Annotated in this window: 10 protein-coding genes; 6 read left to right on the top strand and 4 right to left on the bottom strand. The window is 39.1% G+C overall.

What is annotated here, in order from left to right:
• Positions 1 to 114 precede the first annotated feature (114 nt).
• From LU361_RS18650 to LU361_RS18640, 3 genes are all read left to right on the top strand, one after another.
• The gene (locus tag LU361_RS18650) at positions 115 to 1,167 is read left to right on the top strand and encodes a hypothetical protein (RefSeq protein ID WP_233090668.1); all 1,053 of its coding nucleotides are present in this window, start codon (positions 115 to 117) and stop codon (positions 1,165 to 1,167) included.
• 397 nt (positions 1,168 to 1,564) lie between these two features.
• The gene (locus tag LU361_RS18645; RefSeq protein ID WP_233090667.1) at positions 1,565 to 2,797 is read left to right on the top strand and encodes an AAA family ATPase; all 1,233 of its coding nucleotides are present in this window, start codon (positions 1,565 to 1,567) and stop codon (positions 2,795 to 2,797) included.
• Positions 2,797 to 3,834, top strand: a complete 1,038-nt coding sequence (locus tag LU361_RS18640) for a ParB/RepB/Spo0J family partition protein (protein ID WP_233090666.1) — start codon at positions 2,797 to 2,799, stop codon at positions 3,832 to 3,834. The genes LU361_RS18645 and LU361_RS18640 overlap by 1 nt, the downstream gene beginning before the upstream one ends.
• A gap of 82 nt (positions 3,835 to 3,916) precedes the next feature.
• On the opposite strand, the gene LU361_RS18635 is transcribed toward LU361_RS18640, so the two are convergent.
• Together LU361_RS18635 and LU361_RS18630 are read right to left on the bottom strand one after the other, a co-directional pair.
• A complete protein-coding gene (locus tag LU361_RS18635) occupies positions 3,917 to 4,912 on the bottom strand; it encodes a replication initiation protein (RefSeq protein ID WP_233090665.1) in 996 nt (331 codons plus the stop codon).
• A 1,102-nt stretch (positions 4,913 to 6,014) separates the two neighbouring features.
• Positions 6,015 to 6,332, bottom strand: coding sequence for a hypothetical protein (locus LU361_RS18630; protein ID WP_233090664.1), 318 nt, complete (start codon positions 6,330 to 6,332; stop codon positions 6,015 to 6,017).
• A 1,133-nt stretch (positions 6,333 to 7,465) separates the two neighbouring features.
• On the opposite strand from LU361_RS18630, the gene LU361_RS18625 reads away from it, so the two are divergent.
• Both LU361_RS18625 and LU361_RS18620 read left to right on the top strand, forming a co-directional pair.
• The gene (locus LU361_RS18625; protein WP_233090663.1) at positions 7,466 to 9,217 is read left to right on the top strand and encodes an AAA domain-containing protein; all 1,752 of its coding nucleotides are present in this window, start codon (positions 7,466 to 7,468) and stop codon (positions 9,215 to 9,217) included.
• A complete protein-coding gene (locus LU361_RS18620; RefSeq protein WP_233090662.1) occupies positions 9,210 to 11,177 on the top strand; it encodes a 3'-5' exonuclease in 1,968 nt (655 codons plus the stop codon). Before LU361_RS18625 ends, LU361_RS18620 begins: the two co-directional genes overlap by 8 nt.
• Before the next feature lie 52 nt (positions 11,178 to 11,229).
• Here LU361_RS18620 and LU361_RS18615 read toward each other — a convergent pair whose 3' ends face one another.
• Positions 11,230 to 11,745, bottom strand: coding sequence for a MarR family winged helix-turn-helix transcriptional regulator (locus LU361_RS18615; protein ID WP_233090661.1), 516 nt, complete (start codon positions 11,743 to 11,745; stop codon positions 11,230 to 11,232).
• A gap of 141 nt (positions 11,746 to 11,886) precedes the next feature.
• Here LU361_RS18615 and LU361_RS18610 point away from each other — a divergent pair, with 141 nt between their 5' ends.
• Positions 11,887 to 12,783: a haloalkane dehalogenase gene (locus LU361_RS18610; RefSeq protein ID WP_233090660.1), complete on the top strand. Its 897-nt coding sequence runs from the start codon at positions 11,887 to 11,889 to the stop codon at positions 12,781 to 12,783.
• A 182-nt stretch (positions 12,784 to 12,965) separates the two neighbouring features.
• Here LU361_RS18610 and LU361_RS18605 read toward each other — a convergent pair whose 3' ends face one another.
• The gene (locus tag LU361_RS18605) at positions 12,966 to 13,487 is read right to left on the bottom strand and encodes a hypothetical protein (RefSeq protein ID WP_233090659.1); all 522 of its coding nucleotides are present in this window, start codon (positions 13,485 to 13,487) and stop codon (positions 12,966 to 12,968) included.
• Between the last annotated feature and the right edge of the window lie 136 nt (positions 13,488 to 13,623).

Below are 13,623 nucleotides of genomic sequence, written 5' to 3'. Positions count from 1 at the left end.
CCCCGGTTTTTCCGACCGCTTTACCGCCTCTCGACGAAATTCTTCTGTGTAAGATTGATATTTTTTACGTGCCATTTGAGCACCTCCACTTTCAGTTAAATATAACTATAGAAGGTGACTACTAATTGTGGGGCAGTCGGTGGTATTATTTCGCTTATAATTTTGATTTTTTTAATTATTTATACAATCATAGTGGGGTTAATTAATCAGCATGCAGTTACTCCCCAAATTATCGGTTTAATTCTTCTAAATCATAAGGAAGGCTGGCAGAATAACAAGTTAAGAAATTTAATCACATACTCACTGTATAGTTATATCACCCCTCTCATTTGTCTCGTGGTTTGGATTGGATTTTACCAAGTAAAGTTTTCACCATTGGCCTTAGCAATTTTATTTGTCGCTTATTTACTCTGGGCTTTGATTTTTGGAATTGTAGTAACATACACATCAGGCTTACCCAAGGAAAATAGAGTGAAATTAACATTATCTATGACCACCCAGATATTTTTAATCCAACTCCTCTCCTTTCTGTCATTTAACATCTTATTATTATTTATAAATGAAAGAGCAAAAAACATTTCAGAAATAGAAATAATATTGTACGTTATCTTTTATTCTGTAATAAATTTTATCTGTACATACCCCATTTCCCTTAAAGATAAACCAAATGAATTTGAAGATTTAGACGAGAAGTTAACTTCGAATGTAGTTGTTCGGAAATCACAGCAGCATCCAACGCTTGCTGTGATTTTTTCTTTGTTCGTCATAAGCCTAACACCTGATATCTCTCCGTACGTTGGTGAACTACCATTGAGATTACTGAACGTCGGCGGAGGGCAAGAAATTGCCATCATAAACTCTCGCCAAGAGTGTAATACTTGGCCAGAAATTATTATTCGAAACAATGATAAGAATAAAGAAACTTGCATTACCAAAACAGCTAAATTATTAGTTCAGCTGGGTAATCGAGCTTATCTTATTTTTAATGACGAGAAAATTAAGGGTTTTGTTATAAGTCTAGACATAGGAAAGGCTTCAATCATTAAAAAGATTCCACAGAATAGCTACTACTTTAACGAAGAATTAAACTCAAATCAGAAAAACTCATCTCAAGAATCTAAGGTAATTGATAAAGGTTCGAATGATGAAATATTTGATGATGTGTAGTGTAAGACCGCGATATCACATGACCTATTATTAAATTTGAAAAGATGGTCAAGCCAATCTTGAGGAGGTAGCTCGCTATACGATACAGCACTGAGATAGGCAACATTTCAACCCTTATATTCAAGGGTTAAAGGAAATACTCCATATCACTTGTAATGAGATTTAGCGCTAATTCTCAGAAGGTTTTTGTTAAGTGTGTTGCCCTCCATCTCTGTCAATTCTTTATAGAGGGAATTATCTTTTAATTGCCCTAATTTAATGCGGTGTGACATTAATTCAACTGTCTTTATAATTGTTCGATCGCAGTACGTAATCCTGTTATTTTATAGTCGACAAATGTATTAATTTATATTTATGTAGGAAATGTGGTCAATAAATATAAATTGCAGTAAGGCGAATGCGTAAAGATATAGAAAATATTAACGATTATCTCACGCGAGGACATAATTTAACGCGCAATATAAAAGATATCGCCAATCAGAAAATGCCACCAAGACGATTTAAAGGCAAGGATCTTTCTGATGTTACGGGCGTTACCCTCTCCAGAATCTACATGGCCGAAAAAGAAGGCCGCCTTCCTGCCCCCGATGTTGATGAAGTAACACGCCGTAGACTTGGGTGCACAATGCAACAAGTGCTCAACATTCAAGATTATTTTGGTACAAGCCCAGGCCGCAGTGTTAATGATGATCCCGTTGTTCTGTCGTTTACCAACTTCAAAGGTGGCTGTTGGAAAACCACAACGAGCTGGTATGCAGGAAGCTATCTGGCAAGCTGCGGTTACCGTGTATTATTTGTTGACCTTGATCCACAAGCGTCACTCACATTAAATTGCGGCATTTTACCAGACTTTGAAACGTCTCATGAAACCTCACTTGGACCATTCATACTGGAAGAAGAAGGCTATAAAGAAAGTCTTGTAAGTAACGTAATTCACGATACATACGTGCCAAATTTAAAAATCATTCCGTCTTCTTTGCAATTGGCGGGTGTTGAATATTCACTTTCAAATGCAATTTCTCATTCACGTGAATCACATGAGAATATCAGTAAGCGATTGCATTGGTTCCATCGAGTGCGAGATTGTTTGTCAGAAGTTAAGTATGATTTTGATATTATCATCGTCGATGGAACACCAACCTTAGGGCTTTTGCCGCTAAATATCATTTTTGCCTCTCATGCGGTTATTGTACCAGTACCAACCGAGATAACGGACTTTGCATCTACATTGGCCTTTTGTGATCTCTATAAAGAACAAGCAGAAGTTTTGTATGATTTTTTCGGAGAAAAACTTGAATCTCCAGATATGCTTTTCTTGCCTACTCGCTTCTCACCCTCAGAAAAAAATGCAACATTAGGAAGCGAATTTGTATTGGATCAGATTCGTAAGACGTTTGGTACGTCTTGCATGCAGTCCGTTATCAAGAAACATGAATCGGTGGTGAGTAATCTCTCATTAATGCGCAGAACAGTTTTTGATATTAATCCGGGTGACGGGAATGTGAGTCGTGAAGCGAGGAAAAAAGCCATAGCTAATTTCGAGACTGTTTTTGATGAAATTCTAGAACGCGTTGTATTTCCAAAATGGTCAAGCAAGAAAGAGCAATTAGAAGTGCAAGGAATTTATTGATGGTAAAAGAAACGTTTAAAATATCGGACTTATCAATCGCAATAGACGAAAAAGATAACGATAAAACTTTGCAAACCGCTAGCTCAAGTAGTGCCCGGAAAACAGTTTCTTCCCCAATAAATTCACCTGCTGTCGCTCAAAAATCAGACAGAATTCAGCGATTATATATTGATCTTCCCGTCTCTAAAGAACGAGTGGAATGCGACCTCATTGAGATTGACCCCGATGACTGTGTAGTATCCCCACTAAACAAGCGTATTCAATCTTTATTATCGCCCAATGATCCCGCCATTCAGACGTTAAAGAACAATATTCTTAACGATAAGCAACGTGATCCCGTTCTACTCAGACCACTGACTAACTTTGAGGGCTCTAAAAAGTACGAACTTATTTATGGCTCAAGACGTCGCTATTCGGTGAAACTCCTACGTAATGAAGGACACGAGGATATCAAACTTAAAGCCTGGATTGCGCCTAACATGACTGACTTAGATGCAAAGAGGTTAGCAGATAGCGAAAATGATGATCGTCAGGAAATATCGTCGTGGGAATTGGCAAAATATTACGAAAAGTTACGAGAGAGTAATCCTGCATTGACAGCCGAAGTTATTGCGGTCAACGAACAATCTACGGCAAGTACTATAAGGCGTTATTTGCAGCTTGCTTCGTTACCTGAGCATATTGTAAAGAAAGTCGCGACCCCAACTGAGATTTCTTTAAGGGCCGGATTAGATATCTTAAAATATCTCAATACCCTATCTAAAAGTGAAAGGTCTGACGTTGAAAAAGCTCTTGACGATCAAGAAATTTTTCTTACAGCCAAAGACTTATTAAAATCTATTAAAGATATTACTTCCTCACCAAGGCATATTACACGTAAGAAACCACTTTATATTCAAGGTAAGAACGGAGAACGTAAAGCTGCAATTGGCGCTCATAGAACCATTCCAAATCAGTATAAAATTGACTTATTTGGAGTATCAGAGGACGACATTCAAAGAGTTGTTCAATCTTTAGAGCTGATTGTTAAAAGATAGTGCGCACTGTGCGTGTGAGGCATTAAGACGCTGTTTTATATGAATTAATTCTGTTTGAGAAGTGCAAAAATGTGTAGCTGACTTACGCTATTTTCTTGCAAAAGGCTATAAAAGCACCATTTGGATTATCCGGTTTTGGCGCATCTCTAAAAGTATTTTCCCATTCTTCAATAGCAGATTGTAGCCCCATACGTTTATTACCTTCGAGTAAAATTTTTCTGGCTTGCTCCATAACATTGTCCGATAAATGAGCACGTAACCGTTGATCGTAAATAAATACGTCTTCTACTCGGCCTTCTCTCCTGGCCTTACGCCCCATTTTGGTTTGAAGGTGCTCTCTTATAGCCTCATTCTCACCATCGGGAGACTTTCTCCACCATTGAATTTTGACATCTGTGTAACTTTTACCAGACTTGATCCCATGAACTTCTACCCTAAAATCTTTAGAGAGATGATTTACTTCTGCAACAGCGGGCTCAATTGCTCGTGTTTTCAAGTTATACCAATTTGCCAGTTTACCATTGGGAACCCCCAGGAGATTACGAAACTTTTCGATAGATAGAATTTCTTCACTCATTCTGAGATTGATTCTTTTCTCAATAAGCTCATACAGAGTTAGCCCATATTTTCCTGTGAAAGCTAACATAACATCCAGCTTAAGCCTGGCAAATGCATTACTGTCTTGAATGATATCTCTTAGAAGTGGATCAAAAGTATAATAGAATTTTCCATCTTTATGATAGTGTTCTACATTTCGTCCCAGAAGCGGCATCCTCAACACAGCTGCTTCACCCTCTCTTACCGTTTCAACTTTCACAATACTGGACATTAATCGCATAATGGATTCATCGACCTGCCCATTACCTCGGCGGCTTTGGCGCAGTTTTTCTTTATCGATACAGTGTTCAACAGGCGTTGCTAATTGTTGCTTAGCATTTTCAATAAGTAAGTTATAGATTTTACGGTCGGTTAAGGTCAGTGGTGTTACTTCTATTATATCAATTAACTCACCAGCTTTGACCATCGTAGTTTTGGTCGGCTTAACATCAATAGTCTTTAACGGCTTTTTCTCAGTCATATCTAATAACTACATCAATAATTATTTCTGTAGCAAGAAAATAAACTTTATAGGATGTGAAATTTTGTAGTTTTATAAAAAATTATTTTTTATATTCACCCATCAACCGAACTCTATTTTTCCATGCAATTACAATATTTAGTTGCAAACTATTAAAGAACAAACTCATTAAGTTGTTAATTAAGTGACCGTGAAAAAATGTAGCCATAAGAGAAGATAGCTTTTTAAAAACTCTCTCTAACCTATTGTTTTATATAGATAATATTCGATACGCACATAAAGTTCTAATCCGTGAATATATGTTGCACTTAAATAGTTAGTACATTTTATCTAAAAAATGGCTGTGAAATTTTGTAGTTTTATCGTGAAAAAAAGTAGTTCCATTGTGAATTTTTGTAGTAGCAATGTGAAAAAATGTAGCAGCAACGTGAAAAAATGTAGTTTTTAGTTCAATAACTAATTGTATATTAAAGATTATATTAGCTGTGAACAAGAACAAAGAACTTAAGAATAAAGAACAAGAGTCAGAGCCTGTGGATAAGTTTTAACCACACATCATCTACTAACTAAATAGCACAAATTATTAATAAGGAATCGCTGACGCGATCATTGATATAAAAGCACCAACCCTTCGTTCGCTAACGCTCTCTACGCCCAATACCATGTATTGCCTAAATAAGGAGTTAATTTAATAATAAATTAACCATAATTCATTAAAAAAAATCAACATGTAACCGACACATTAACAATTCACAACTATCAAACATTGTAATTAGGCTTTGCAAAAAGGATTTGGGTTTCTCAGCAGCCTCAAATCTTTAATCTTAGGCTCATACAGCGCCCCAAAAACTTTATACCTGGAAAGCACCATTCTTTTACAACACTTCTCTCGGGTGCTGAAAACGCGATTAATCGCATAAAACTCTGAAAAGGTAATTCTAGTTCAATGATACCTTATAAATTGGCAGTTGATATTATAGAGGATTTAACATAGGACCTTTTCTCTTGCCAATGTATAAATATATGATAGTCTAAATGAGAAAAGTGATAAACCGTGGCGGGGGTTGTCGGTAAACTTGCCCCACCACGGAAACTTCAAAAGCTATTTTTCTTTCTCTACTTCAATCGAGAAAGAAAGCGAAAAACCTTTAAAATTAAAGGTAAATCCTGCTTTCAAGCTTTTTAACGAGGGTTTATGCATAAGCACTCCTTTCGTTAAAAAGTGATTACTCGCAATATTACGAGCAACCCACCATAAAACGATTATTCTAGGTTTCAATCTTTTATTTTCTGACGTGTTGAGCGGATTTACCAAATCTTCGCTGAAAATAATCCCGATAAGCCCTGCCGAGTTACCAATTTTTAACTTGGCACACTTGCAAAAGCACAAAGTTGCTAGTTTAAATCGAACATCTTTCAATGCCCTAACCAATGATAGTACCGACTACGATGTGTTCTGCTGTACGGAACAGCTTGACGTGAATATGCAGGCACTGTTGAACAAACAACGGTATTATGCGGCAACCATACATGATAATGGGAATGTACGAGGGGTACGCTTTGGCACGTTTTCATCAAGAAGCCTAGCGAGGCTCGCCATACGTCGTCGTATGACGAGCCAATCTGGATCAATCATGTCCACAGAGGCTTGAATCAGCCGAAATACCCTTTTACACTGTCAAAGCCTCATATCAGGCACCATTACCGAACACTTATACGAAAAAACTACGAATGAAGTAGCATAACTAGTTGATAGATATAGATTAATTGAATCCGGCCCCGGGCACCACTTCAAGTACTTGATTTTAAAGAACTTTTTCGAAATACAATCAATACCTTAGTCCAAAGCTCAACTACGCTATTTCAAAACAATAGACGTATAGTAGACAAAATAAAAACGTTAACTCCCTTCTCTACAGCAATCGTCACCACTACAACTCAATCTCACACAAATCCAAAAGCTAAAAAATCGAACCGCGATCGATTAGTAACCGAACTAGTTTTACGCTACCAAGCTCTCGATCAAGAACAACAGCGCCAACTGTTAAGCTACACACTCACAATCATCCAAATAAATGAAGAAATCGGCCGTAGCCCAACTCACGATGAATTAAATACAATGTATTTAAACCGGTTTTCGAATCTGGAATTGATGTGGGAATATTCCGGGGCACAACGCTGAAATATTAATCATCAAAATAGAGAGAAATAATTTAGACGGGAATTTTCAAGGTTATTTCTAAGCTGGCTTATAGACATAATAATCAACAACTCAATGCCTGTAGGATCGATATTAATCGCTATATTTATAATGAAGAACGACTTCCATGAGATAGTAAAAAATTATCCTCAAATATTTTTTAGAAAAACCCTAATTTTTCAGTAAAAATCCAGAAATTTTAACTAAAGCTCTAACTCATTTCCTTGAGACTTCCCCACTATTCACTTATTGTTCTGCCTTTATTAAACACAAACTAAGGTTGGTAAACTATCAGCCTTTAAGATGACGTTTTACACGCCAACTACACTTTATTCGGTATAAAGGAAATAACGTTGAGTATTAAAAAAATACTTGATGACTTACGAGCATTTGTTGAAAAAGAGCACAAAGCCAATTTTGCCAAGCTTTATGAAACCTGGGAAAAACCGCTGGCTCAGAAGTTAGAGTCTGGTGAATCACAAGAGTTAAGCTCGATAAGAATCGACTCCAGAAAGCATTTGATTGTCTGTTTAAGCGACAATGATTCCCGCTTTCGTGAGGGAGATATGATTTGTCTGCATCTGGGTGATCCTCACAATGATGCGTTTGTACGTCAGGCGATGATTGAGGCGGAGAACGACGGTGAATGGTTGTTGCGTGCGGAGTTTGATGAGGCTGCAATAAAAAACCTTGAAAGCGTCTGTTATGCCGATGTCGATGCTATGGACTTAAAACCATTTTTTGACACGGCATTGGACGACGTTGCCAATTCTTCCAACGGCCGAAGCATTGTTTTACCGCTTTTAGCGGGTGACTTAAACGCCAATGAAATCTATACCGACGATTATGATCGCGCAGCCGATATCGCCGAAGAAGCTGGTTTAAACGACAATCAAATTCACGCAGTCGGCGTGGGTGTTGCTGCCAAATATCTTGCTTGTATTCAAGGGCCACCAGGCACCGGCAAAACCAAAGTCATCAGCCTTATTGCTAAACAGTTGGTGAATGAAGGTCAACGGGTTTTATTGACTTCGCATACGCATATGGCGATTAATAATGCGCTTAATAAAATTGCCAACGAAGGCGCACCAACCGTTAAGGTGGGCTCAAACAGCAGTGTAAAAGGTTTGGACCATCGTATTCCGCAATTTAATAACGGTTCGGATTGGGAAGAACGACCCGATTCTGGTTATGTGATTGGTGCGACGCCATTTTCGACGTGCTCCATGCGCTTGGAAAATTTTGATTTTGACACTGTTATTTTTGATGAAGCCAGTCAAATTACGATTCCTTTGGCCGTTATGGCAATGCGCAAAGCAAAACGTTTTGTTTTTGTTGGCGATCAAAAACAATTACCGCCAGTGGTGCTGTCAAAAAATATTTTCGAAGACCAACCCTATTCTGTATTTGCTAAATTAATCGCCAAAAATAACGATGTGGGGGTGATGCTGAATCAGACCTATCGCATGAACCGTTGGTTAACACAGTGGCCAAGCCTGCGATATTACGAAGAAAAATTACTTTCGGCTGGCAGCAATGAACATAGAAAACTCAACCTTGCCGACACACCTAATAAATACGCAGATATTTTATCTGAGCAACATTCGTTTGTATTTATTCCAAGTCCGGGCCTAAACACGCGCACTCACAGCAGCCAAGAAGCAGAGCTGGTGGCCGATTTGATTAAAACTGCAACCCAGGCAGGACTAGCGCTGAACGATATCGGCGTGGTAACACCTTACCGAAATCACGGCAAAATAATTCGAGGTCAGCTTGCAAAAACCGTCGGTCCATTTACCGCCAAAGAGGTTGTCACTGATACTGTTGAACGCATGCAAGGCCAAGAACGAGAATTAATTATTATTTCAATGTGCTCTACCGATAAACAATTTATTAGCACCGTAGCGCATTTTCTTTTTCAGGCAGAAAGGCTGAATGTGGCCATTACACGACCGAAAGTAAAACTAATTTTAATTGGCCCTAGGTTGCCAGAAGATTTTAAAATTGAAGACCGCTCACTCGTTATACATGAAAGCATCAGCGCTTATAAAGATTTAGTCAATTCTGCGCACCAAGTTAATTTAAATGGAGACACCCATGGCTAAGTTAATGGATTCTCTGACCAGTTTTGACCACAGCGTTCGACGAAAATACAAAAAAGTATTCGAACAACTCAGTGATGATTACATTATTAGAACCCCCGTACTTGAGAGCACTTCTATCTCGAACGTAATTATTGAAGGGCCTAATCAATCTTGGTTACTGATTGGCAATCATCCAGCGCCGCCAGAATTGGAGGAACTGGAAAAGTATTTAGCCCTGAACGATACCTTACGTTCTAACAAATACAACATTCTGCGTTATTTAGCAGTCTGCAAAGAAGATGAATCCCTTTTTTCAACGGTTAATTACAGCGAATATGACGTACATGTTGTCGCGCAGACTGAATTTTGGGAAAACGGTGAAACGCTCATCAACACCCTACTTTGCCAATTCAGTAATGACGCCTATCATTGGCTGAAAAAAGCCATCGTTACTGAAACCGTCATTAACGCCTCCTGCACCACACGAAGAGCTGTTACTGCTCGCGACAACAGCGCACAGTTGGACCATTTTTTTCTCGATTACGATCAAGAACTTGCCACTAAATACGACATGTGGGACGACGCACATTCCGATGAGTTAGAAGAATCGTTTTCAGTCCGTTTAATTAATGGTGTGGCCGGATGCGGTAAAACTCTGATATTAATTAACCGCGCCATACTCTATTGCAAAAAATACCCAGAAAAACAGACGTTATTACTGATTCACAACACCCCAATCATCAAAGATATAACGTTTAAATTTGAGGCCTATTTGGACGGACAACCTCGCAATCTTACCGTTTGTACATTTCATAAATACGCGAGAGCACAACAGGCGAAATTAACACGCTGGCTAAACGCGATCTTTGGCAATAAAGAATTAGAACCGTTTAAGAACCGAATATTTTCTGACAACTCCGAAGCTTACAAAGCATTGACTATCTCGAACGATCAGTTGTGGTCAGAATTAGAATTTATCAATGAATTTTTAATTAAAAATAAAGACCATTACTTGGAATACGATCGCCACGGCCGGGGTTTTTCACTGTCGAAAAGCCAACGTGAGCACGTCTGGGAATTGTACGAAACAACCTGCGATATTATGTCTTCGCCTCAGACTGGGTATCTGCCGAGTTTGTACATTCGCAATTTATGTTTAAATAAGAATGACGATATGGAGTTTGATGCTTACGATCATATTTTGATTGATGAAGCACAATTCTTTGCACCCTCTTGGCTGGAATTAGTGAAAAAATCCATTAACCCTAAAGGCCAACTTTTTATCTGTGCCGATCCTAACCAAGGGTTTCTTAAAAGACATCTTAGTTGGAAAAGTATTGGCTTAAATGTGCGTGGTCGAACAAAAAAACTCAATTACTCATACCGCACAACCTATGAAATTATGGTCGCAGCAAACGCGTTGTTGGCGTACTTTAAGGACGATTCCGAAGACTTTATTCAGCCCGATCTAAGTCGAATGACCCGCGGTCAAAAGCCACAGATTATTTATTCAGACAGCACGCAAGACGAGCAACAACGTTTTCTCAATGAACTAACCGCGTGCGTAAAACAACACCAAGTTCCGCCTGAGCAAATCATAGTTCTGTGCAATGAATCTGTGAGCCCTTGGACAACCAAGCGAATTATAGAACATCGTTTAGGGCCGAATACTGCGCTCAACTATAACGACTCAAAAGAATCGAGCGATCAACGGGGAAAAATTCGGATTATGACAATCAATTCCTGCACAGGAATAGAAGCCGGTGTGATTTTTGTACTAGGGGTTGGTGGTTTATTGGATAAGGTCAACAATATCGATCTGAACGAAGAGGAAAAAGCCGAGATTTACCAAGAATCAACACGTAAGCTCTACGTTGCCATGACCCGAGCAGGACAAAGACTGGTTTTGTTTTCTACGCAAAAACTGCCAGCAAGCGTAGAAAAACACGCACACATTGACGGAACACACGTTTCTGTGTGATTAAAACCAGCGGGAGAATAAAAAGCTCTGAACCCGGATGGCCACAAACGGGTTATTCAGGTATTGAGTTTTCTACCGGGCAGCCCAGCGGACGACACACGCCTTCGTCGCACATTCTACAGATTCTTCTGGCGTTCATTCGGTTATCGGTCATTGATGACAACAGCGCCTCAATAATGGGAGTAACGTGGGATTTTTGCTCAGCATTTAATAAAGCCACGGCGTCCGCCAGCACGCCTGAACGAGCGCTGAGCACAGCAACGGCTCGGTCTTTACCTTTCTTCGTAACACGCAGTATTACTGCCCTGGCATCTTTTGGGCTTTGCTTTCTCTCTAACAAGGCTTCTTTTTCGAGCGTATCAACCAATCGAACCGCACCGGAATGGCTGAGATTGAGCACCTTACTCAAGGTATCTATTCCTTCGTCGGGGTGATTGTAGACAGTAACCAATGCAGCTTCATGGTTAAGACTGCGCCCACCCAACTCATTTACCTGGGCATCAACACTGGAAGAAACGGCGGTTGCAAAAGCACCCAGAAGATTCTCTAAATAATCGTCATTTTTCATTATTTTATATTATATGACTGCGTCATAAAAAACTATAGACAGAAGATCCTGCATTCCAATAATATATGATCAAGTCATATATTATTACATTCTTTGATATTAATCCCGACCAAACCAAAATTACGTTAGGTATCCAATACAATGAGCAATCGCACAGAGACGTTACAATACGAAAAACAATTTAAATCCGTATTAGGCAAAAACATGGCGTACGTGGATCACGGCGAAGGTGACCCTATTGTGTTTTTACACGGAAATCCTACGTCAATTTTTCTTTGGCGAAACATTATGCCTTACTTGGAAAATCACGGACGTTTGATTGCCATCGACATGATTGGCATGGGTGACTCCGATAAATTAGATAACCCCGACGAATCGAATTACACACTTGCTGAAAATACCCGGTTTACCGCTGCACTGTTAGAGGAACTCGGCGTCGATGAAAATGTTACGCTTGTGCTGCACGATTGGGGCTCAGGCGTGGGGTTTCACTGGGCCAATCAAAACCCGTCCAAGGTGAAAGCAATTGCGTTTATGGAAGCCATTGTGACTTCTTTTCCAACCTGGGACGAATTTAATCACGAGCTTCACGGCCCCATTAAAATGCTTCGTTCACCAGAGGGTGAAAAACTCGTACTTGAAGATAACTTCTTTATTGAAACTCTTGTGCCCTCAACAATATCACGCCCACTCACAGAAAAAGAACATTCAGAATATCGCAGACCGTTTTTAGAAAGTGGGGAAAACCGTCGCGCCATGCTTGCCGGGCCCCGACAACTACCAATAGCCAGTGAGCCTGAAGAAACCGTTACCATTATTGATAGCTACGCAGATTACCTAGCGAATTCTGTGGATGTGCCAAAACTCTTTATTAATGCCAATCCGGGTGCATTTTTGGTGGGTTACGCACGAGATGTTGTGAGAACTTGGCCAAATTTAACAGAAGTCACCGTTAATGGTGTTCACTTTGTTCAAGAAGACTCACCTGAAGACATAGGTAATGCACTGGTGGATTGGCTTACTAAGCATAACAAATAAAAATAATTGTGCGACAAAAAATTTTAGGCCATTTACCTATAAAATTTTTGTCGCACACTTCTAATCGACCAAAAATCTGCAAGAATCCAATCCGATTACAGCATCACTCAACACTGACCGTTTAAATTTTACTGCTTGTTGAATTTATACTGCTGCTTGTTGGTAGTTTTTAAATCAGTCATTTAATACAAAAATACGTCAGGAAATTCTTCCTGAATTCTCGCTTGTGCTAATCGATAAGAATTGTGGAATGATTCTTCATGAGAAGAATACATATCGACTTGAAACATCAAGGCATCACTGGCATTCCAACTATTAAACTGGGCAAATATCGAATGATTTACCTCTTCATCAAACTCAGAAAAGTTTTTGGGTAACGGTGAGCTTTCTGACAAAACAAAATAAATAATTTCTGTATGGCGAGCATCAAAGTCGTCATGCACTTTTTGATTGCCGTACAAAATAATGGCTCGCCAATCGTCAATGTTGGTAGAATCAAAATTAGGAAGATACGCGAAGCGTTTTACGGTTGTACCGTTATTATCGGTCCAGATCTCTTGGACTTCATCGGCTCTGGTTTGATATAAGACTTCTGATGCAAGGTACGGCGGGGGTTGTAGCGAACTGTTTTGATCAACAATATGAATGGCTTTTTCGGAACATGCGACTAATACGAACGAGAACAATATAATGACAGTTTTCATAAAACACCTCGATAAAAACGGCAGGTAATTCAAATAACTGTTATATGTTTCAATTTAGACAAAGTTTGATTGACAATTTATACAAATAAGAATTGATACACGATTTGTCTTTTTATTATTTTAGAATTAACCCACC

This window comes from Sessilibacter corallicola (genome assembly GCF_021290925.1).
Taxonomy (GTDB): Bacteria; Pseudomonadota; Gammaproteobacteria; order Pseudomonadales; family Cellvibrionaceae; genus Sessilibacter; species Sessilibacter corallicola.
This window is presented reverse-complemented; position numbering and strand designations above follow the sequence as displayed.

Coding starts and splice junctions, on each gene's coding strand:
- LU361_RS18645 (WP_233090667.1), top strand. CDS start 1,565: ATGCGTAAAGATATAGAAAATATTAACGATTATCTCACGCGAGGACAT.
- LU361_RS18640 (WP_233090666.1), top strand. CDS start 2,797: ATGGTAAAAGAAACGTTTAAAATATCGGACTTATCAATCGCAATAGAC.
- LU361_RS18635 (WP_233090665.1), bottom strand. CDS start 4,912: ATGACTGAGAAAAAGCCGTTAAAGACTATTGATGTTAAGCCGACCAAA.
- LU361_RS18620 (WP_233090662.1), top strand. CDS start 9,210: ATGGCTAAGTTAATGGATTCTCTGACCAGTTTTGACCACAGCGTTCGA.
- LU361_RS18615 (WP_233090661.1), bottom strand. CDS start 11,745: ATGAAAAATGACGATTATTTAGAGAATCTTCTGGGTGCTTTTGCAACC.
- LU361_RS18610 (WP_233090660.1), top strand. CDS start 11,887: ATGAGCAATCGCACAGAGACGTTACAATACGAAAAACAATTTAAATCC.
- LU361_RS18605 (WP_233090659.1), bottom strand. CDS start 13,487: ATGAAAACTGTCATTATATTGTTCTCGTTCGTATTAGTCGCATGTTCC.